This is a genomic window from Abyssibius alkaniclasticus (assembly GCF_020447305.1).
Classification (GTDB): domain Bacteria; phylum Pseudomonadota; class Alphaproteobacteria; order Rhodobacterales; family Rhodobacteraceae; genus Abyssibius; species Abyssibius alkaniclasticus.
In genome coordinates, this window is record NZ_CP095732.1 from 573,944 (window position 1) to 594,035 (window position 20,092).

General features: G+C 62.8%; 26 protein-coding genes. 18 read left to right on the forward strand and 8 right to left on the reverse strand.

What is annotated here, in order from left to right:
* The first annotated feature begins 1 nt into the window (after window position 1).
* Window positions 2–1,015, forward strand: coding sequence for a flagellin (locus LGT41_RS03015; protein WP_274128554.1), 1,014 nt, complete (start codon window positions 2–4; stop codon window positions 1,013–1,015).
* Window positions 963–2,102 carry a flagellar basal body P-ring protein FlgI gene (locus LGT41_RS03020; RefSeq protein WP_274128555.1) on the forward strand — a complete coding sequence of 380 codons (1,140 nt, stop codon included), beginning with the start codon at window positions 963–965 and terminating at the stop codon, window positions 2,100–2,102. Before LGT41_RS03015 ends, LGT41_RS03020 begins: the two co-directional genes overlap by 53 nt.
* 9 nt (window positions 2,103–2,111) lie before the next feature.
* Here LGT41_RS03020 and LGT41_RS03025 read toward each other — a convergent pair whose 3' ends face one another.
* The 5 genes from LGT41_RS03025 to fliF form a co-directional block, all read right to left on the reverse strand.
* Complete coding sequence (locus LGT41_RS03025; RefSeq protein WP_274128556.1) at window positions 2,112–2,714, reverse strand: hypothetical protein; 603 nt, start codon at window positions 2,712–2,714, stop codon at window positions 2,112–2,114.
* On the reverse strand, window positions 2,711–3,427 hold the full coding sequence (gene fliP, locus LGT41_RS03030; RefSeq protein ID WP_274128557.1) for a flagellar type III secretion system pore protein FliP: 717 nt from the start codon (window positions 3,425–3,427) through the stop codon (window positions 2,711–2,713). The genes LGT41_RS03025 and fliP overlap by 4 nt, the downstream gene beginning before the upstream one ends.
* Before the next feature lie 2 nt (window positions 3,428–3,429).
* Entirely contained in the window at window positions 3,430–3,666 is a 237-nt protein-coding gene (locus LGT41_RS03035; RefSeq protein ID WP_274129648.1) for a FliM/FliN family flagellar motor switch protein, read from the reverse strand.
* A gap of 61 nt (window positions 3,667–3,727) precedes the next feature.
* Entirely contained in the window at window positions 3,728–4,354 is a 627-nt protein-coding gene (locus tag LGT41_RS03040) for a hypothetical protein (RefSeq protein ID WP_274128558.1), read from the reverse strand.
* A complete protein-coding gene (gene fliF, locus LGT41_RS03045) occupies window positions 4,351–5,925 on the reverse strand; it encodes a flagellar basal-body MS-ring/collar protein FliF (protein WP_274128559.1) in 1,575 nt (524 codons plus the stop codon). Before fliF ends, LGT41_RS03040 begins: the two co-directional genes overlap by 4 nt.
* A gap of 134 nt (window positions 5,926–6,059) precedes the next feature.
* Between fliF and LGT41_RS03050 the strand changes: the two genes are divergently transcribed.
* The 5 genes from LGT41_RS03050 to LGT41_RS03070 all read left to right on the forward strand — a co-directional run bounded on the left by LGT41_RS03050 (window position 6,060) and on the right by LGT41_RS03070 (window position 10,809).
* Complete coding sequence (locus tag LGT41_RS03050) at window positions 6,060–6,548, forward strand: flagellar basal body-associated FliL family protein (protein ID WP_274128560.1); 489 nt, start codon at window positions 6,060–6,062, stop codon at window positions 6,546–6,548.
* A 9-nt stretch (window positions 6,549–6,557) separates the two neighbouring features.
* On the forward strand, window positions 6,558–6,971 hold the full coding sequence (locus LGT41_RS03055) for a hypothetical protein (protein ID WP_274128561.1): 414 nt from the start codon (window positions 6,558–6,560) through the stop codon (window positions 6,969–6,971).
* Between the two features lie 2 nt (window positions 6,972–6,973).
* Window positions 6,974–7,561, forward strand: coding sequence for a MotE family protein (locus tag LGT41_RS03060; protein ID WP_274128562.1), 588 nt, complete (start codon window positions 6,974–6,976; stop codon window positions 7,559–7,561).
* Between the two features lie 78 nt (window positions 7,562–7,639).
* On the forward strand, window positions 7,640–8,506 hold the full coding sequence (motA, locus tag LGT41_RS03065; protein WP_274128563.1) for a flagellar motor stator protein MotA: 867 nt from the start codon (window positions 7,640–7,642) through the stop codon (window positions 8,504–8,506).
* The gene (locus LGT41_RS03070) at window positions 8,503–10,809 is read left to right on the forward strand and encodes a hypothetical protein (protein WP_274128564.1); all 2,307 of its coding nucleotides are present in this window, start codon (window positions 8,503–8,505) and stop codon (window positions 10,807–10,809) included. The genes motA and LGT41_RS03070 overlap by 4 nt, the downstream gene beginning before the upstream one ends.
* 3 nt (window positions 10,810–10,812) lie before the next feature.
* Here LGT41_RS03070 and LGT41_RS03075 read toward each other — a convergent pair whose 3' ends face one another.
* On the reverse strand, window positions 10,813–11,493 hold the full coding sequence (locus tag LGT41_RS03075) for a flagellar hook capping FlgD N-terminal domain-containing protein (RefSeq protein WP_274128565.1): 681 nt from the start codon (window positions 11,491–11,493) through the stop codon (window positions 10,813–10,815).
* Window positions 11,494–11,516: 23 nt separating this feature from the next.
* Window positions 11,517–12,704, reverse strand: a complete 1,188-nt coding sequence (locus LGT41_RS03080) for a flagellar hook-length control protein FliK (protein ID WP_274128566.1) — start codon at window positions 12,702–12,704, stop codon at window positions 11,517–11,519.
* 98 nt (window positions 12,705–12,802) lie between these two features.
* Here LGT41_RS03080 and LGT41_RS03085 point away from each other — a divergent pair, with 98 nt between their 5' ends.
* The 6 genes from LGT41_RS03085 (at window position 12,803) to LGT41_RS03110 (ending at window position 16,561) form a co-directional block, all read left to right on the forward strand.
* Window positions 12,803–13,102, forward strand: coding sequence for a rod-binding protein (locus LGT41_RS03085; protein WP_274128567.1), 300 nt, complete (start codon window positions 12,803–12,805; stop codon window positions 13,100–13,102).
* Window positions 13,095–13,463 carry a hypothetical protein gene (locus LGT41_RS03090; RefSeq protein WP_274128568.1) on the forward strand — a complete coding sequence of 123 codons (369 nt, stop codon included), beginning with the start codon at window positions 13,095–13,097 and terminating at the stop codon, window positions 13,461–13,463. Before LGT41_RS03085 ends, LGT41_RS03090 begins: the two co-directional genes overlap by 8 nt.
* A 211-nt stretch (window positions 13,464–13,674) precedes the next feature.
* Window positions 13,675–14,880 carry a flagellin gene (locus LGT41_RS03095; protein WP_274128569.1) on the forward strand — a complete coding sequence of 402 codons (1,206 nt, stop codon included), beginning with the start codon at window positions 13,675–13,677 and terminating at the stop codon, window positions 14,878–14,880.
* 72 nt (window positions 14,881–14,952) lie between these two features.
* The gene (gene flaF / locus LGT41_RS03100; protein WP_274128570.1) at window positions 14,953–15,333 is read left to right on the forward strand and encodes a flagellar biosynthesis regulator FlaF; all 381 of its coding nucleotides are present in this window, start codon (window positions 14,953–14,955) and stop codon (window positions 15,331–15,333) included.
* Window positions 15,330–15,731, forward strand: coding sequence for a flagellar biosynthesis repressor FlbT (flbT, locus tag LGT41_RS03105; protein ID WP_274128571.1), 402 nt, complete (start codon window positions 15,330–15,332; stop codon window positions 15,729–15,731). The genes flaF and flbT overlap by 4 nt, the downstream gene beginning before the upstream one ends.
* Complete coding sequence (locus LGT41_RS03110; RefSeq protein WP_274128572.1) at window positions 15,728–16,561, forward strand: DUF1217 domain-containing protein; 834 nt, start codon at window positions 15,728–15,730, stop codon at window positions 16,559–16,561. Before flbT ends, LGT41_RS03110 begins: the two co-directional genes overlap by 4 nt.
* Here the strand turns inward: LGT41_RS03110 and LGT41_RS03115 are convergent.
* Window positions 16,558–17,886, reverse strand: a complete 1,329-nt coding sequence (locus tag LGT41_RS03115; RefSeq protein WP_274128573.1) for a FliI/YscN family ATPase — start codon at window positions 17,884–17,886, stop codon at window positions 16,558–16,560. The two genes, LGT41_RS03110 and LGT41_RS03115, sit on opposite strands and share 4 nt — an antisense overlap.
* Window positions 17,887–17,990: 104 nt before the next feature.
* Here LGT41_RS03115 and LGT41_RS03120 point away from each other — a divergent pair, with 104 nt between their 5' ends.
* From LGT41_RS03120 to LGT41_RS03140, 5 genes are read left to right on the forward strand one after another with little or no spacing between them, the layout of a single operon-like run.
* The gene (locus LGT41_RS03120) at window positions 17,991–18,383 is read left to right on the forward strand and encodes a FlgB family protein (protein WP_274128574.1); all 393 of its coding nucleotides are present in this window, start codon (window positions 17,991–17,993) and stop codon (window positions 18,381–18,383) included.
* 11 nt (window positions 18,384–18,394) lie between these two features.
* Window positions 18,395–18,772, forward strand: a complete 378-nt coding sequence (gene flgC / locus LGT41_RS03125; RefSeq protein ID WP_274128575.1) for a flagellar basal body rod protein FlgC — start codon at window positions 18,395–18,397, stop codon at window positions 18,770–18,772.
* A 14-nt stretch (window positions 18,773–18,786) separates the two neighbouring features.
* A complete protein-coding gene (gene fliE, locus LGT41_RS03130; RefSeq protein WP_274128576.1) occupies window positions 18,787–19,083 on the forward strand; it encodes a flagellar hook-basal body complex protein FliE in 297 nt (98 codons plus the stop codon).
* Entirely contained in the window at window positions 19,083–19,349 is a 267-nt protein-coding gene (locus tag LGT41_RS03135) for a flagellar biosynthetic protein FliQ (protein WP_274128577.1), read from the forward strand. The genes fliE and LGT41_RS03135 overlap by 1 nt, the downstream gene beginning before the upstream one ends.
* Before the next feature lie 15 nt (window positions 19,350–19,364).
* Entirely contained in the window at window positions 19,365–20,087 is a 723-nt protein-coding gene (locus tag LGT41_RS03140) for a flagellar hook-basal body complex protein (protein WP_274128578.1), read from the forward strand.
* Window positions 20,088–20,092 lie beyond the last annotated feature (5 nt).

Below are 20,092 nucleotides of genomic sequence, written 5' to 3' on the forward strand. Positions count from 1 at the left end.
AATGCAGATCAGCCCGGTCGTTTCCGACCTCGCCACACAAAAGAGCCTGTTGCAACGCGGCAGCGCCGTGCGCGCACAAATGCAAACCGCCAGCCAGGAAATGAGCAGCGGGCTGAAGTCTGACCTTGTGGCCGCAACCGGCGGCGATCTGGGCGGGCTTTTCGCGATCGAACGCGGCATCGTCCAGCTCGACAGCCAGATCGAAGGGCTGAACTTTGCCGCCGCCAAGGCCAGCAGCGCCGAAAACTATCTCGGCCAGCTCGCGGCGGGGGTTGCGCCCTTCGGGGTGGATTTGCAGGCCGCGCTTGACCGTGGCGATGCCCTGGCACAGACAAGCATTGCCAAAGGTGCGCGCGCCGCTTTTGATGCCGCCGTCTCTGCGCTGAACGGGCGCTACGGGCGCCATGCCCTGTTTGCCGGCGCCGCACTGGATGGCCCCGCCCTGGTCGATAGCGATGCGATCTATGCCGACCTTGCGGCGCTGGCCAGCGGTGCCGCCAACGGGCTGGACGCAATCGCCGCGATTGACAGCTATTTCAATGCGCCCGGCGGCGGGTTTGAAACCGGCGCCTATCTGGGTGGCGATACCACGGCCCCAGGGGTTGAAATTGCCGAAGGCCAGCGGCTGAACTATGCGCTGCGCGCCGATGACGCCGCCTTTCGCCAAAACCTTCAGGCGCTTGCACTTGTTGCCCTTGCCGCCGAGGGTGATACCCCCGGCACCCCGGCCGATGCACGGCTGATGCTGCGCGAAGGGGCCGCGCTGGCGCTGGAAAACCCCGGCCAGATTCTGGCGCTGCGCGAAGGGCTTGGCCATGCCGCCCAACGCATTGACGAGACAATCGCCAACGCATCCGGCGCGCTGCACGGGCTGGAACTGCGGCGGGCTGCCATCGTTTCCGCCGACCCTTACGAGACGGCAAGCGCCTTTCAAGCCCTGCAAGGGCAAATGGAGATTATTTATGAAGTTACCGCCAGAATGGCGAATTTGCGCCTGGTTGACCGCCTGCGCTAAGGGGCTGACCGCCGCATTATTCATAACCGCAACCCCGGCTTTGGCCGATGTGCGCATCAAGGATCTTGTCGAAATTGACGGGGTGCGCGGCAACGATCTTGTCGGCTATGGGCTGGTCGTGGGGCTGAATGGCACAGGCGACGGGCTGCGCAATGCGCCCTTTACCGAAGAGGCAATGCAAAACCTGCTGGAGCGGCTGGGCATCAACGTGACCGGCGAGCAGTTTCGCCCCAAAAATGTTGCCGCCGTTCTGGTGACAGCCGAATTGCCCCCCTTTGCGCGCGCCGGCGGGCAGATTGATGTAACGGTTTCAACCATTGGCGATGCAACAAACCTGATGGGGGGCACGCTGATCATGACGCCGCTGAACGCAGCCGATGGGCAGATATATGCCGTCGCGCAAGGCGCGATCATTGCTGGCGGCACCGTGGCGGCGGGCAATGGCGCATCTGAAACCCAGGGTGTGCCAACGGCGGGGGTCATCCCTGGCGGAGCGCGGGTCGAACGCGAAATCGCCTTTGATTTTACCGCCATGCGCAGCCTGCGCCTGGCACTGCGCAACCCCGATTTTACAACCGCCGCCCGCATCGAACGCGCGATCAATGACCGGTTTGGCCTGGCGATTGCACAGATGCAGGATAGCGGCACCGTGGCGCTGGACCTGCGCGCTGCAAATGCCCCCTCGCCTGCGCATCTGATCAGCCTTCTGGAAAACATCGAGGTGGACCCGGCCATGCGCGCCCGCGTGGTGGTCGATCAACGCTCGGGCACCATTGTTCTAGGGGCGGATGTGCGCATTTCGCGTGTTGCCGTAAGCCAGGGCAACCTGACCTTGCGCGTGCAGGAAGCACCGCTTGTCGTGCAGCCAAGCCCGTTCAGCGAAGGCGAAACCATTGTCGTGCCGCGCAGCGAGGCGAGCATTACCGAAGAGCCGGGCACCCAGCTTGCAATGGTCGACACGGCCGTATCGCTGCCCGAGGTCATCGAAGGGCTGAACGCGTTGGGGGTTTCACCGCGCGACATGATCGATATTCTCAAGGCGATCAAGGCAGCCGGGGCGCTTCATGCCGAATTTGTTGTGCAATAGGCTTTGCGCTCAGGGCTGCAAAAGCAGGCGGCTCAGGGCGGCTTCGATTACCCCGGTTGTTTCATCCGACAACAATTTTGCCTTGTCCATCGCCAGAACCGATTGTTGGGCCAGCGGTTTTGGCAGGGCCGCAAGAACATTGCGCGCCTGATCCGGCGCAAGGCGGCCAAGCACATAGCCGATGGTTTGCGGATGTTCGCCCGCCAGCAGCGTGGCGATTTCATCGGCTGACATGCTGGCAATCATCGCCCAAAGGTTGAGCTTTGACATGCCAACCTCGCTCAGTAAACGGTCAACAATGGGGGCATCGAGCAAACCGCCAAGCAGGCTGCGCGCGGCTTCTGTGCCATCATCAATCGTCGGGGCGGCGTTGAGCGCGGCCAGAAATTCGCGAATAACCCCCTTGACCGCGCTATCGCCCAGACCGCGCACCGCCTGAAGTGCCGTAGAGAAGCGGCGCAAATCATCGGCCCGCAACCCACGCAGCACGGTAGCGGCCTGATCAGGGTGCAGATGCGCCACAATCACGGCCGATTTTTCGAGCGCCGAAAGCCGCTTTTGGGCATATATCTGGCGGGCGGGCCCGGCAGCAGGGGGGGAATAGATGCTCATTGATAGCTCCGCACCAGGGCGCCGGCGAGCAGCGACCAACCGTCGGCGATTACGAAGAAGGCAAGCTTGAACGGCAGCGACACAACAGCCGGCGGCACCATCATCATGCCCATCGACATCAGCACGGCGGCGATCACCAGGTCGATCACCAGGAACGGCAGAAAGACCAGAAAGCCAATTTCAAAGCCGCGCTGGATTTCGGATAGCAGAAAGGATGGGACCAGCACGCCAAGCGGGGGCGCGGCATCGGGGGCGGTTTGAACGGGCGAGGCGTCTTGCATCATCGCCAAAGTGGCGGGCTGCACACGGGCCTCCATGAACACGCGAAACGGGGCAAGGGTTTTTTCCAGCGCGACTTCGGTGGTGAGCGCGCCGTCGAGCATGGGTTGCACGCCGTTCGCCCAGGCTTCGGAAAACACCGGCTGCATGACGAACCATGTCAGGAACATCGCAAGGCTGACAATCATCATATTTGGCGGGGCCTGCTGCACGCCGATTGCCTGGCGCAGAATGGACAGGACCGTAACCATGAAGGGAAAGCAGGTGACCATGATCGCAAGACCGGGCGCAAGGCTGAGCAGCGTGAGCAGGACAAAGAGCTGCACCATGCGCAGGCTGAGCGCGCCACCATCACCCATGTCTAGCGTGACGGATTGTGCCGCCAGCGGGCCGGCCAGCACGAGAAACAGCAAGGCAAGGGGGGCGGCGCGCAAGCCTAGGCGCCTTCGGCCAGGTCGACGACCTCGATCAGCCGCACGCCAAGCTTTCCCGGCTCGCCCTCCATTTCCTGCAATTCACCGCGCGCGATCAGCCGGTCGCCGACAAAAATTTCGACCGGGTCCTCGATGCGGCTGTCGAGCGTCAGCACGGAATCACGCCGCAATTTGAGCAGCTCGCCAATCAGCGGGCGGGCACGGCCAACCGAAATGACAAGCTCGACCGGCACACCCATAAGCGCGCTTTCGCGGGTCAGACCTGCCTCGGGGGGGGTGGCGGTGTCATGTGATGGGGCGCTATCGGGCATTGGCATTTCCTTTGAGGGTCATCTCGGATTGATCGGTGTCGGCGGGGCGGGCAAAGAAGCGCGCGCAGGTGGCATGGGCCGCGTTCAGAACCTGGTGCAGGTCGATGGTTTCAAACCCGTCCTGCCAGTGAAGCTGAGCCTCGAGCGCACCAAGCTCAGGCGCGGGGCTGATGCGAAAATTCGCGGGCACATCTTGCAGAACCGCGCCTATGGCTTCGGTGTTTTCGGGGGCAAGATACAGGGTAAGACTGGCGTTCGGCGCAGACCGGGCGGCGGCAACCAGAAGCTGGCGCAGCTCTGCGATCAACCCGTCATAGGCCAGTGGCGGCAGGATGGTGGCAATCAGCGTGTCCAAAAGCGGGCGCAGGCTGGACAGCGCCGCCATATGCGCCTCGGTCTGGCTGCGCTCGGCCCGGTGCAATGCGTCGAGAATCGGGCCAAGCAGGCGGATTTTTTCCGCCTCAAAGGCCGCACTGGCCGATGCGGCACCGGCCTTCACACCCTCGGCATAGGCTGTTTCGCGCAAATCCCGCGCAGCCTCGGGCGACAGATAGCCGTCTTCCTCGGCCTCATCGGTGCGCGGACGAAAGATTTCGAGCTTCAATGCAGACATCATGCAGCACTTTCCGATGAGCCTTCGGGCGTTTCGATCCAGGAACGCAGCAGACGCGTGGAATCTTCGGCGCGCTCGTTCATCGCGTTGCGCAACTGCTCAAGCGGGTCGGGGCTGCTATGATCTTCAAGCGCGGCGGGTGCTGCGGGGCTGGCGGGCAATTGCGCCATGTCCCCCGGCTCTGCTGCCGGGCGCATAGGTGCAATTGCCGCGGGCGCCGGGCGCGCCAGCACCGGGCGCACGACGAATATGGCCAGCGCCAGAATGACAAGCGCCAGAACGGCCAGTTGGATTATGGTCAGCAAATTCGCGGCCAGCAGCCCCATGAAGCCAGCACTTTGGGCAAAGCTGCCCACGGCTTCGGGGGTGGAAAACGGCATGGCGGCGATTGTCACGACATCGCCGCGCGCCGCATCAAACCCGACTGCCGACTGCACAAGGCCGCGCAGCGCGTCAAGCTCTTCAGCCGGGCGGGGTGTATAGGTGATGGCGCCATCGGCACTTGCCTGACCAAGGTCGTTCACCAGCACCGCCACCGAAAGACGGCGGATTTCGCCCGCCGGGCGCAGGGTTTCACGCAGGGTTTCGGAAGTGTCATAGTTGATGGTTTCGCGGCTGTCACTGCGGTTGGAACTGGCGGTGCCCGTGCCCGTTGCGCCCGTGGCAGGCAGATTGCTGGCAACCGTAACCGCGCCGCCGCCAGCACCAGCTGCATCGCTCGAGCTTTCGCTTCGGGTTTCGGTTTCTTGCGAAACGGCGATGCGCGCCTCGGGGTTGAGCAGGCGTTCGGTAACGGTTTCCTGTGCGGTGATCGTGTCGATGGTCAATTCGACAATCGCATTGCCCGGCCCGACGCGGGCGGCCAGAAGCCGTTCGACATTGGCGCGCATGGCGGCGGCGCGCGGGTCAAGCTCGCCGGCGGATGTCGTGCTGCTTGCGGCCCCCGCAGCGATCAGCCCGCGCGTAGAATCGATCAGCGCCACGCTGCTCGGGTCAAGCCCGGCAACCGCCGAGGCAACCAGATAGCGCACCGCCTCGGCCTGCGCGTTGCCCAAAGGGCCGCTTGTGGTTGTGACCGTCACCGAAGCGGTTGGCGTGCCGCCGCGCGCAAAGGGCTGCTGGCTAGGCGCGGCTATATGCACGCGCGCCGCACGGATCAGGCTGGAGGCCACGATCGTGCGGGCAAGCTCGCCCTCTTTCGCGCGCCAATAGGCGGCATCGAACATTTGCGCGGTGGTGGAAAACCCCGACAACGTGTCGAGCAATTCATAACCCGCCGCCCCATTGCTGGGCAGGCCGGTTGCGGCTAGCGACATGCGCACCTGATCACGCAGACCGGCGGGCACGTAAATCGAATCACCCTGCACCTCAAAGGCCACGCCCTGTGCTTCGAGCGCGGCGACGACCTGGCCGGCATCGGCCGGTTCCAGCCCGGCATAGAGCAACGCGTTTGTGGAACGCCCCGCCACCTGGGTAAGCCCGTAAAGAGCAACAAGCACGGCAATTGCCGCCAAAATCGCAACCAGCCGCTTTTGCGGCTCAATCGCATTCCAGAGTGTCAAAATCTGCGTCACGCGCATCCCTCATTTCGTGCCGCTCACATTCTGTTCGCGGTTTGTCTGGGTCATCATTTACGCGACAGGCTTAAGATTTGGTTAGTCCGCTTCGGTCTAAATGACGAAACCGATGATTTGAGCGAGGATGCCCGATGGCAGAAGCGGAACAGGCCGAAAGCGCGCCGGACATGCCCAAAAAACGCAGCAAATCGCTGCTTTTTGGGCTTGTTGGCGCGGTTTTGCTGGGGGCGGGCGGCTTTTATGCCACCTATTCCGGGCTGCTGGCGCTGCCCAAATCGGGCGCGGCTGATTCGGCACAACCCGCCGAGGCGGCGCAACTCGTTGCGAGTTTCGTGCCGCTCGACCCGATGGTCATATCGCTGGGGGCGGGGGCAAATGCCTCTTATCTTCGGTTCACCGCCCAGTTGGAGGTGACACCGGGCGCTGCGGCCGATGTCAAGGCGCTTATGCCGCGCATTCTGGATGTGCTGAACACCTATTTACGCGCGGTCACAGAAGAAGAAATGTCGGCGCCCGCCGCGATAACCCGGCTGCGCGCGCAAATTCTGCGCCGTGTGCAGATTGTGGCTGGGGCCGAAAATATCCGCGACATTCTGATCACCGAATTTGTGCTGGGATAGGAGAGTTTAATGGCTGTTATCGCCGATGTTTTGTTGATTGCAGGCGTGTTCGCCGCTGCATTTTATTGTGCGATGCTTGCGCGCCGCCTGCGCGGCCTGTCGCAGCTTGATACCGGGCTGGGGGCGGCGATTGCCACGCTCTCCCAACAGGTTGACGAGATGCAGGTCTCGCTCACCACGGCCAAAAAGATAAGCGGGGCAAGCTCGCGCGAATTGGTTGAAATGACCGCGCGGGCCGAAATTGCCGCTGGCCGGCTGGAGCTTTTGTTGGCCACATTGCATGAACGCGATGCCGAAGCGCCGGCCGGGCAGGCAGACAAACCCCCGCATCATGACGAGGAAAAGCAAGCTGTGCGCAAATCCGCCACGCGCAAGGCCCGCGCCAGCGAAACGCTTGCTCGGCTGCGCAAGCAGGAGGCCTGAACATGGCGCATATCAAATCTGCATCGCGCCGGGCCGGGCCATTGCGCTTTGTGCTGGTCTGCTTTGTCGCCTCGGGCCTGATCCGGCTGAGCATTGCCGCGCCCGCGCTGGCCCAGCAATATGCAGCCCTGGATGCGGCCGATGCGCAGGTGCCCGTTGCCCCGCAAGCCTGCCCGACGCCGGAAATGCCCGATGAACTATTGGCAGCCATTGCCACGCGCGGCGAAAATCTGTCCGAGCGCGAGGCCTATATCGCCGAACGCGAGGCAACACTCGCCATCGTCGAAACCCGGATTGCCGAACAGATGCAGGCGCTTGAAGCCGCCGAAGCCCGGCTTGCCGCCACGCTGGAACAGGCCGACGGCGCCGCCGAAAGTGACGTGGCCAGGCTCACACAGGTTTACGAACGTATGAAGCCCGAAGCGGCCGCTGCGATATTTGAAGCGATGGATGTAAATTTTGCCGCCGGGTTTCTGGCGCGTATGCAGCCCGACGCGGCGGCTGGCGTATTGTCCTCCATGCCCGCTGAACTGGCCTATTCGGTGAGCGTGATCATCGCAGGGCGCAATGCAGCCGCCCCGCGAAACTAGCGCGCTGTTGGCAAGTTCTTAACCCCATCCCGCCACACTGCCCATCATCACTCATGCCTAGCCAAGAAAGCGTAACCCATGCTCGGACTGATCGGAATCGCTGTCATATTCGTAATGGTATTTGGCGGCTATATGGCGGCGGGTGGCAAGATGGAGATCATTTTCGAGGCGCTGCCATTCGAGCTGTCGATGATTGCCGGCGCGGCAATTGGGGCCTTTCTCATCTCCAACAACATGCATGTGGTCAAACATACGATCAAGGATCTGGGCAAAGTGTTCAAAGGTGCGAAATGGCGCACGGAAGATTATCAGGATCTGCTATGCCTGCTTTTCACGCTCATCCGGGTGGCCCGCAACAGCCCGGTTGAACTCGAGGCGCATATCGAAGCCCCGGAAACATCGTCGATCATCGGGAAATACCCAAAAATTCAGGCCGATGCCGATGCGATGGCGCTGATCTGCGACACGCTGCGCGCCGCATCGATGAATTACAATGACCCCAACCAGGTGGAAGAGGTGCTTGAAAAGCGTATGGAGGCGCTGCTCAGCAACGCCCAGCATTCCTCTCATGCCCTGCAAACGATGGCCGATGGCCTGCCCGCATTGGGAATTGTGGCGGCGGTTCTGGGGGTCATCAAGACAATGGCCTCGATCGACCAGCCGCCCGCTGTGCTGGGCAAGATGATCGGCGGTGCCTTGGTGGGCACGTTCCTTGGCGTGTTCCTGGCCTATGGTCTGGTCGGCCCGTTTTCGGCCCGCGTCAAGGCGGTGATCGACGAGGATCAGAATTTTTATCAGCTCATCCGCGAAGTGCTGATCGCCAATCTTTATGGCCACGCGCCGAATCTCTGCATCGAAGTGGGCCGCCAGAACGTGCCCGGCGGCTTGCGTCCCAGCTACAATACGCTGGAAGAGGCGCTGAAATCCACCAAGGCGGCGGCATGATCAGGCCGGTCCTTGCACTCGTTCTGATCGCCGGTGCCGCCAATGCCGAGGTGCCGATCCGTGTCCAGTCGGGCGAGCATGAAAGCTTTACCCGCCTAGTGCTTTCCGCGGACCCGTCGCGCGATTGGGACCTGACCAATGGTGACGGGCAGGCCGAATTCGTGCTGCGCGGCGAAGCAATCGGATTTGACATTTCAACCGTGTTCAACCGCATTCCGCGCGACCGGCTGGCCGCGCTTTCGGTGCAGACAACCCCGCGCCAAAGCAGCCTTCTTCTGGAATTCGGCTGCGATTGCGCGGTTGAGGCTTTTGCCTATCAGGGCGCCTATATCGTGCTGGATATCGCGCAGCGCGACCCGGATGCCGCGCCACCCGTTGCCAGGCCCACACCCCGCCAAAGCCCCGCGCTTTTTGCGCAACGCTATGACGAAATCGCGCCGCGTATTGGCGATATCGGCATTGAAAGTTTCGCCGAACCACTGACGGCCGACATTCTGGACAGGCCCGAAAACCCCACACCACCGCCCGCGCCCGACAGTGCTGTGGCCGCACGCATCGCCGAAGCGCAGGATGCGTTGCTCACCCAGCTTACCCGCGCGGCGGAACAGGGGCTGATCGAATTTTCACCCCCCGCAAGCGCGCTGCATATTGCCAAGCAGCGCAAGAAACCCGCGCCAGCAATCGCACCACCACCCCTGCCAAGCCCCGGCCTTGCACGGCAAATATCAGCCAGAACGGTTTATGATCGCGACAGCGCCACGGCTTTGGCCGAAATCGTCAATGATTTTGCGCGCACATATTGCATGGATGATGCGGAATTCGACCTTGCGCAATGGGGCGGCGCGGCCGATTTCAACACCACGCTTGGCCAATTGCACAGCGCAATGGTTGAAGAACGCGACCGCCCCTTGCCACTTGCCGCCACCGATCTGGTGCGCTTCTATCTGCGTTACGGATTGGGGCGCGAAGCGCGCAGCCTGCTGGACTCCTACGGTTTGGCGGCGGAAAACCCGGTATTGGCCGAACTGGCGCTTGTGGCGGATGGCGAAGCGGTGCCACGCGGGGGTATACTCGACCTTGGCCGCGGCTGTGGCGGTGCGCATGAATTGTGGCGCATCCTTGCCCTGCCCGACGCCGTTGACACGTTGCCGCTGGAAATTGAGAGCGTTCTGGCCGCCTTTGCCGCGCTGCCGCTCGATTTGCGCATGGCCCATATCCGCGGGCTGGTCGGCACGCTTTCGGCGCTTGGCGCAACAGATGTTGCCCAGCGCGCGCTTGACCTGGTCGCGCGCGCCGGACAGGCCGAAACCCCTGCATTGCAACTGATCCGCGCCGAAATGCTGCTGGCCAGCGAACCGGCAGCGGCGGAAAACCTGCTGTCCAGCCTGGTCGAGGGCGACAGTGACAGTGCCCCGGCGGCGATGCTGCTCTGGGCCGGATCATTGCTTGGGCGCAAGGCTGTTGCCCCCGATACGCTGATCCAGTCGCTCGCCGCGGCCGCGTTCGAGCGGCGCAGCACCGCCCAGGGCCGCGATCTGCGGCTGGCCGAAATCCAGCTTCGGGCCACGGCGGAAGGCTTTGATGTGGCGCTTGAGATGATAGCCGCCGATCTGGGGCGCGATCGGGCGGCCGATGCCAATTTGCGCCGCGCCGCGCAGGAAATCTTTGCCAATGCCACCCCCGACCCTGCCGCGGCTTCGGCCTATGTCGCCGCAATAATCCGGCACCGCGCCTTGTTGGAAAGCGGGCGCGACGGGGATGTTGCGCGTCGCGAAATCGCGCGCCAGCTGATCGGGCTTGGTCTGCCCGCCGATGCGTTGGAGCTTTTGGCCGATACGCCGGATTTTGATGCCGAAGCCCAGATTCTTGCCGCACGGGCGCAGCTCGACCTGTTCAAACCGCAAGCGGCGCTTGATCGTCTGAACGGTCGCGACGACCAGCGCGCGCGCGAAGTGATGGCTGCAGCCTATATGCAGCTTGGCCAATATGGCACCGCGTATGAACTGCTCGCAGCCGCCAATAGCCCAGATAATGCGCGCAGCGATGCGGCCTTTCTGGCTGGCCAATGGGCGGATGCGGCGCAAGCCTATCCAACTGGCCAAACACCGGAACCGCGCGCCGCGCTTGCCGCTTACATGCGCGACCGCGGCGCTGAGGTAACTGCTGATGCGTCAGCAGCGCCCCTGCCACCCATGCCCGACAATTTGCCAAATACGCTTGAGGCGGCGCGCGCAACGCTCGAGTCCAATCGCGCCAGCCGGGCCTATTTACAGGGCCTGCTTGCGCCAACCCCGCCGGAATGAGGGTTAAAGTGCCGCACTGCGCACGGCGGTAACATCATCCGCATTCATGACCGCGCCATCAGCAAAAACAAGCTCGACCTGGCCAGCATTCAGCCGTGCCTCGCGCACGGTATCAAAGACCAGCCCTTGGCTTGTTGACAGCAAGGCATCGTCGGCAAAGTTTTCAATTTCGAACTGGTAGCGCCCCGCCGGGGCCTGCGTGCCGTCGGCGCGCATCCCCGTCCAGATGGCAATGTCATTTTGCAACCCGATGGGCAGGCGTTGCACCTCGTCTCCATCGGCGTTGCGCACCACCATCACGGCCCGATCGGCGCGCGGATCAATCGCCACCTGCACATCGAGCGGGCGGTCGGCATATTCGGCACTGCCCGCATGGCGCACCTGCTGGCCAATCCATTCCGACAGGCCCGAGGCAGCACGGCCCGAAAACGCCGCTACAAGCGAATCGAGCTTGGCATTGGACTGCACCTGCTGCTCGACCGCGGAAAAGCTGGCAAGCTGGGCCACAAACTCGGTCGAATCCGACGGGTTCAACGGGTCCTGGTTGCGCATCTGCGTGGTCAGCAGCTTGAGGAATGTCTCAAAATCGCCGGAAACACTGCTCGCGGCCTGCGTGGCGTTGCTTTGTGTTGAAGCGCCGGAATTCGGGTTCGTGAAGCTCGTCGCGGGGGTGATTTCGACCATTCTGGTCTCCTATGTCTATGGTGTTACAGGCGTATGTCGAGGCGGCCATCAACGTATGTTGGCACAAGCGCCACGGAAAGCGGCGCGCCCTGGCCCTGAACGGCCCCCGCAAATTGCGCAACAGGTTTGCCGGCCGCCATGCGGGGGCTGTGGCGCTGCTCGGCTTCGCTTTGAAAGCTCAGATCCGCCCCTGCAAGCCCGGCGCGGGCAAGTTCGCGGCCCAGAACATCGGCATGGCGGCGCATCAACTCGGCGGTTTCGGCCCGCTCGGTTGTGATGACGGCGCGCATTTCACCATCCTGTGTCGACATCTGGATAAGCACGCGGCCAAGCTCGGGCGGGTCAAGGCGCAGTTCCAGCACAGTGCCATCGGCGCTGCGGATGGCGCCTGTGATCTGTGCCGCCACATTCTGCGCGCGCAAAGCATCAGGCGCGGCGGTGACAAAGGGCAATTGCCGGACAGACGGCGCGTTCGTGGCCAGATCCGCCCAGCCAAACTGGGCTTGAACAATTGGGTCTTGCGCCGGGATGGCAGTTTCACCGCCCTGCATTGGCGACAGAGTTTGCGGCGCCGCAATCGGGGCCATTGCCGGACCAGTGGCAAGCGCGTCACGCGGTGGAACAGGTTTTGCCACCTCCGCAAGCGCAGCAGGCGCGGGTGATGCCGCAGTTTGCGCCGGCGGTTTTGGCGCAAGGTCCAACGCGCGGGGCGGCGTTTCTTCCGGCTCTACAAGTGGCGGCGATATCCGGGGCGGTGCGGCAGGTTCTTCGGCCTCTGCAGCCACGGGTGGTGTTTCCGCAACGGCCTGCCCGACCTGCGCAGCTTCAGGCTGCCGCGCGTCGGGGGCGGCAATGCCGGGACTGGGGGCGGCAATGCGCGGCAAATCTTGCTGGCGCGCAGCTTCGGGTGGCGCGGCGGGCGGGGGAACGGTTTGCGCAAGCGCGGCGATCTCGATCTCGGGTTCGGCCGGCTCAGCAGGTGATTCGCCGGCTTCGGCCGTCATCTCCTCATCTGCCGTATCATCCGTTTCACCACCCGGCCCGGCCTTTGGCACCACCATGTTTTGGGCCGGGATTGCGCTTTCAACCCCGCTTTCCAGCGTAAATTCCTCAATAATATCAACGTCATCCCCGGTCTTTTCGGCAGGGGCAGCGGGCAAGCCTGCACGCTGCGGCCTTGTGGCAATTTCAACGGGCGATGCAATATCCATAGCGGGGCTTTCTGTGACTTGCCCCCAAACTGGCGCAAAACCCTTACCAAATTTTTACTTCCGCCCCGCATGATGCAGCCAGTCACGCAGGAGCCAGCATGGAATTGCCCCCCGTTTCACCCCCCGCGCCGGCCGCGCCGGCCGCGCCAGAGCGTTTGGCACGGCTTGACCAGCTGCGCGAACAGGCCGAAGCCTTCGAGGCGGTCTTTCTGGGCCTAATGCTTGAACAGGCCGGTTTGGGCGCATCGCGCGAAAGCTTTGGTGGCGGCGCCGGTGAGGCGGCGTTTTCCTCCATGCTGGCCGAACAGCAGGCAAAGGCAATGGTCGCCCAGGGCGGGCTTGGCCTGGCGACACCTATATATGACGCGCTGCGCGCGGCGGAGGGTTTGGATGATTGACGCGTTCAACGCGCGGCTGAAAGCGCGCAAACTGCTACGGTTGCTCGATGACGAGCGCGCGGCGCTGCTTTCGGGCCGGCTTGCGGCGCTGCCCGCCCTAAGCGCCGCGCGTGACCAGCTTTTCCAGTCGCTTGGCCAGTCGGGCCGCGCCAATGCCAAGGCTCTGGCCGAATATGGTCAGGCGATTCGCAACCGTGCCGAACGCAACCGCCGCCTGCTTGGCGCAGCACTCGAAGGTATGCGCAGCAGCAGCGGCCTGATCAGTCAGGCCAGCGGCCCCGGCGCGCTGCAAACCTATACGGCAAGCGGCAAACGTGTGCCCGTGGATACGGGCCAGGCCGAGGCCGGGCGCCGCACCTGAAACACGCGGCGAATTGTTGAAAATTGCGCGCATTTCCCCCGCTGCCATTAAGGTTTGTTTCAGACAAGCGCGGCAATCTCCCCTTGCGATCATGTTGATTGCGATGCCGGCCAAAAGGCCCGCAAAAACGTCAGAACGGCGTCTTCATCACCGGAACCGGTGACTTGTAAATTTGCGGTGTCGAACGCACCGCACGCCGAAGGAATTAACAATGTCTAGCATTCTTACCAATAATAGCGCGATGGTCGCGCTGCAGACGCTGAGCCAGATCAACAAAAATCTGGGCACCACACAGAACGAAATCTCGACCGGCAGAAAGGTTGACACTGCGCGCGACAATGCCTCGGTCTGGGCAATTTCGCAGACCATGCAATCGGATGTGGATGGCTTCAAGGGCATCACCGATTCGCTGGCCACGGGCAGTGCCGCGGTCGCCGTTGCGCGCACCGCATCGGAATCCATCACCGGGCTGCTCAAACAGGTCAAGGCGAAAATCGTGGCCGCGCAAGACCCGTCGGCCAGCCAGACCAAGCTGCAAACGGATATTGCCGAACTGACCCTGCAAATCGGCTCGGTTGTGTCGGCGGCGCAGTTCAACGGTTTGAACCTTGTGAATGGCAGCAATGCCTCGGTCGACATTCTGGCCTCGCTCGACCGCGCTTCCGATGGTTCGGTTTCGGCCTCCTCCATCACCGTCAGCGGGCAGGATCTGTCCATCGGCACGGGTGGCGCGGTTACGAACGCCTTTACCGGTTCGGGCGGTGCGGTTGGTGCTGCGAACGAGAATTTCTCGCAGACACTGGACGCAGCCGGCACGGTCGATATCGGCTTTGGCGCCAATGCCGATTATACGGTCGGCGACAAGCTCTCCATCTCGATCGGTGACAAGACCGCCACCTATACGGTGACTGCGGAAGACCTTGCGACAGGCAACGTTGCGGCTGAAACCATTGCCGTGGGCGTGGCCGATACCATTCGCAGCATGGGCCAGAATGTCAGCATGGTGGTGGATGCCGGCGTGATCACGCTGACCAATGATGGCACCGCCGCGATAACCGTTTCGGGCAATTCGATCGAGGCCGGGGCCGGTGGCCTTGGTGCGCTTTCAACGCTGAACGTCGATGATGGTGCTGGCGGTAATTCGGGGGCGGCACTTGCGGCCATCGAAGGGCTGATCCAGACCTCGATCGACGCGGCGGCCGCCTTTGGTTCGTCACAAGCGCGCATCGACATCCAGTCGGATTTCGTCGGCAAGCTGACCGATTCGCTGAAAACCGGCATTGGCGCATTGATCGATGCGAATATGGAAGAAGCATCGGCGCGGCTTCAGGCGCTTCAGGTGCAGCAGCAGCTGGCCACACAGTCGCTGTCCATTGCCAACCAGGCACCGCAGAACATCCTGTCATTGTTCCGCTAAGCCCAAAAGCGGGGGCAGGGTTTTGGCCCTGCCCCACCCCGCCGATAGCCCCAGCCAGACAGGAGATTTGCAATGAATTCCGCCGTGATGGCAAAGTCGCTTTATGCCCGCCCCGCCGGGGCCACCGGCACCGAGCGCAGCATCGAATACAAGGCTTTTGCACGCGCCACCGCCAAGCTGGCCGCACATTCCGGCGGCAAGGCCGGCGCATTTTCCGAGCTTGCCGAAGCCCTGTGTGAAAATCAAAGGCTGTGGATTGTGTTGGCTGGCGATGTTGCCAGCGCGCATAACGGACTGCCCGCAACCCTGCGCGCGCGCATCTTCTTCCTATGCGAATTCACGCAAGCCCATAGCCGCAAAGTGCTGGAGGGCAAAGCCACGCCCGATGTGCTGGTCGAGGTCAATACCGCCGTCATGCGCGGGCTGCGTGCCGATGGGCAGGTGGCAACATGAGCGGGCTGGTTTTGAAGTTGCGGCCCGGAGAGCGCATCATGATCAACGGTGTTGTCATGGAAAACGGCGACCGGCGCACACGGCTGAACGTGCTGACCGCCGATGCCAATGTGCTGCGCCTGCGTGACGCGATCCACCCGGACGAGGCCAATACCCCCGTGCGCCGTGTCTGCTATATCGCCCAGCTTGTGCTGGCGGGCGAGGCCGATGCCGAGCTTGGCACACGCCAGTTGCTGACCGGTATTTCGCAGCTCAGCGATGTGTTCACCGACAGCACCAGCCGCGGCTTGCTCAGCGCTGCGCGCGATTATGTATGCAGCCAGCGCATCTATCAGGCGCTCAAGGCGCTGCGCGACCTGCTGCCACAGGAAGCCCGGCTGATGGCCGCCGCATCATGAGCTTCCTGCCCGCCCTTCCGCTGACGGGATATGCGGGCTGGAATCTGCTGCAGCGCACCGATGAGGCCCAGCGCGCGAATTTTGAGCGCAGCCCCGAGATGCAGCGCGACATCGCCTATTTCAAGGAAAATATCGCCGCAGCCGACACGCCCGAAAAACTCGTGGCCGACCGGCGCTTGCTCAAGGTCGCACTTGGGGCTTTCGGGCTGGACGAAAAGCTTACCCACCGCGCCTATATGCGCAAGGTGCTGGAAGAGGGCAGCGAAAACCCCGAAGCCTTCGCCAATAAAATTTCCGACCCGAGCTTTGCGCAAATGGCCAAGGCCTTTGGCTATGGCAACCTGGCCGGCACCAATGTGCGCCTGTCGGACTTCGCCGCAAGCATCACCGAGGCCTATCAAACGCGGCAATATGAGCGCGCGGTTGGCGAGGTCGATGACACGATGCGCCTTGCGCTGAATTTCAAACGCGAAATGGCAAACTACACCAGCGGGTCATCCATCTCGGTGCAATGGTTCAAGCTGATGGGCAACAAGCCCCTGCGCGAGATACTGGAAACCGGGCTGGGCCTGCCAAGCGAAATTGGCAATATCAAGGATGTCGACCGCCAGCAAAGCCTGTTTCGCAACGCGGCCAGCAAGCTGTTTGGCAGCGATGATCCGGCGGTCATGGCCCAGCCAGAGAACGTTGAGATCATCTTGCGCAATTACTTCGCGCGCGATGCGGCCAGCCGTGGCCCCGGCCCGATGACCCCGGGCTACGGCGCGCTGACCTTGCTGCAAAATGCCAGTTCCGCCTGGCAGAATCTGCTGAACCTGTCGCGCAGCTAGCCCGCTGGCGGGCGCATGTTCAGCCGTTGCGCAAGCTCCAGATAGCTTATCGCCACGCCTTCTGTTGCCTGCATCGTGAAAAACTCGTCGATCTTGGGGTAAAAGCGAATCGCCTCGTCGACTGCCGGATCGGCCCCCGGGCTGTAGAGCCCGGCCTGGATCATCGGTGCGGCATTTTCATAGGTTGCGGTCATGCGCCGGGCCCGGGCCAGCACCTCGTTTTCCGCCTTGCTGGCAATGGCAGGCAAGGCGCGCGACACCGAGCGGCGCACATCAACTGCCGGAAAGCGCCCGCGTTCGGCGATTTCGCGGTCCAGCACGATATGCCCGTCAAGCACGCCACGGGTAATATCGGCCACCGGCTCCTCCATATCCGAGCCGGCCACCAGCACCGAAAAGATCGCCGTGATGTCGCCCGCCCCTGCCGGCCCCGGCCCGGCGCGTTCGGCCAGATGCGCGATAAGGTTGGCGGTAGAGGGTGGAAAGGCGCGCAGGCTTGGCGTTTCGCCCGCCGAAAGCGCCACCTCGCGATGCGCCTCGGCAAAGCGGGTAATACTATCGGTGATCAGCAGAACATGGCGGCCCTGGTCGCGGAAACATTCGGCCACCGCCATCGCCATCCAGGCGGCGCGGCGCTTTACCAGCGGCGACTGGTCGGATGTTGCCGCCACGACCACAGCGCGCGCCATGCCCTCTGGCCCCAATACCTGTTCGGTGAATTCGCGCAGCTCGCGCCCGCGCTCGCCGATCAGCGCATAAACCACGACATCGGCTTCAATTCCGCGCGCCAATGCGCCCAGCAGGGTTGATTTGCCGACACCCGAGCCGGCGAACACCCCCAATCGCTGCCCCCGTGCAATGGGCAGCAATGTATTGAACAGCGCCAGCCCGGTTGACAGGCGCCCCCCCAGCGCCTTGCGGCTGGCCGCGGCGGGCGGGGCGGCGCGCAGCGGGGCGGATTGCGCGCCATCAAAAAGCGGGCGGCCATCGAGCGGTTTGCCGAATGCATCAACCACGCGGCCAAGCCAGCTTTCATCGGGTGCCGCACCGTGTTCGGCAACCAGTTCCACGCGGTCGCCAATGCCCAGACCATCGGCAGCACCATAGGTCATCACGCGCAACCCGTCCGCGCGCAGGGCAACAACCTCACCCCCCAGGATTGCCCCGCTGCGTTGGGTAATTTCCACAAGGTCGCCAATGCCCGCATGGGCCTGCAACCCGGCAACACCCACCGTGCCGCCATCGACTGCAGCGACCCGCCCAAACAGGCGGCGGCGCGGAATTTGCGCAAGCGCGCGCGTCAGGGGGGCAAAATCCAAATGCATAAAACTTGATCCATCTTTTGAGTGGCATGAATTGGCGTGGTTACCTTTTATTCACGCAAAATCCTTAAGCCTTGGTTCAAGTCACGCGAGGGAGAAGCCCCGATATGAGTAATGATCTGACGATTTTGCAAATGGCCTCGGGCCTTGCGCAGCATTCGGGCGCGCGACTTTCGCTTATCTCACAAAACATCGCCAATGCCGATACGCCGGGTTATGTCGCGCGCGACCTGCCCGACTTTGGCGCCACATGGGCGCAGGGCCAGGGCGTGCAGCTTACCGCCAGCCGCGCCGGCCATTTCGGCAGCACACCCGGCCAGGCCAGCACCCGCGCCACCGAATCTGCGACCTTTGGCACCATGTCCCCGAACGGGAATAATGTTGCGATTGAAGACCAGATGATGCGCGCCGCCGCCATCCGCCAGGACCATGAACTCGCGCTTGGCGTCTGGTCAAAATCGCTCGACATGCTGCGCACGGCCATTGGCAAGCGCGGCTAGAAAGGACAAATATGACCGATCTCATTTCATCAATGGCGGCCTCGGCCTCGGGCATGGCCGCGCAATCGGCGCGAATGCGGCTGGTGGGTGAAAATATCGCCAATGCCGACACGCCCGGCTATCGGCGCAAGCTCGTGGCCTTTGAAAGCCTGGCCTCGGGCACGGTGGAGGCCGGGCGCGTAACGCTCGACCAAAGCCAGTTGGTTCGCCAATACGACCCATCGCACCCTATGGCCGATACCAGCGGTTATTATGACGGCTCCAACGTCAATCTTGTGCTGGAAATCGCCGATGCCCGCGAAGCCCAGCGCGGCTATGAGGCGAATTTGCGGCTGTTCGATCAGGCCCGCCAGATGTCGAGCGCCGCGCTGACCCTGCTGCGCCGTTAACAAGGATTGAATTTATGGAAACCAACCCCTTCATCGCCTCGCAGCTTTACACCAATGCCCAGGCCATTGCCCGCCCCGCCGAAGCGGCCGCCGACAGTGAAACCGGACAGGCTTTTGCCGCCATCGCCGATGATTTCATGGCAACTTTGCGCGCGGGCGAGACCACGGCAATGGAGGGCATGGCCGGGCGGGCCGACCCGCAAACCGTGGTCGAGGCGCTTGCAGCTTCGGAACTGGCAATAGAAACCGCCGTTGCCGTGCGCGACCGCGTGGTTGAAGCCTATCAGGAAATTCTGCGGATGCCGGTGTAATGAGCGGCGTTCAGGTCATGGATGCGCTCCATCAGGGGCTGTGGCTGGCGCTGATCATGTCGCTGCCGGTGCTGGCCGTGGCGCTGATTGCCGGCTTGCTCATCGGTCTGTTCCAGGCGCTGACCTCGGTGCAGGAGCTGACCCTGACCTTCGTGCCGAAACTCGCCGCCATTCTGGTGACCTTCTGGCTGACAATGGATTATTCGGGCCAGCTTTTGGTGAATTTCTACACCGATCAGGTGATCGCGCGCATCGTTGCGCCCTAGGTTGAAAGGCCGAATATGGACAATACCGGATATGTCGCCCTTACCCGCCAGGTTGGGTTGTTGCGTGAAATGCAGCTCGTGGCCAACAACATCGCCAATGCCTCGACGACCGGCTTTCGCCGCGAAGGGGTGCTGTTTGCCGAAGTGATTGCCGCGCTGCCGGTTGAAGGCGGCAACCTGTCAATGGCCGATGCCCGCGTGCGCTATACCGACCGCGCGCAAGGGGTGCTGCGTGAAACCGGCAACCCGCTTGATATGGCCATTGAAGGGCCCGGGTTTTTCAGCGTTGAAACACCGGATGGCACCGCGTTGACCCGCGCCGGTGCATTCTCGCTCAACGCGCAAAGCGAACTTGTCACGATGGATGGGCTGCGTGTGCTTGATGATGGCGGCGCGCCGATCTTCATCCCGCCCGATGCGGCCCGGGTGTCGGTTGCAACCGATGGCACGATTTCCGCCGACAACCGCCCGCTGGCCCGGTTTGGCCTGGTGACACCCGAAGATCCGGCCGCGCTGAACCGGCGTGATGGGGTGCTGTTCGTCTATGACGGCCCGCTTTCACCTGTCGAGGCGCCAAGCCTGCGGCAGGGGTTTGTCGAAGGGTCCAATGTCAGCGCAGTCAGCGAAATCACCCGTATGATCGAGGTGCAGCGCAGCTATGAGCTGGGGCAAAAACTGCTCGATCAGGAACATGAACGCATTAGCGGCGTAACCCGCACCCTTGGCCAGCGCGCCTGACACAT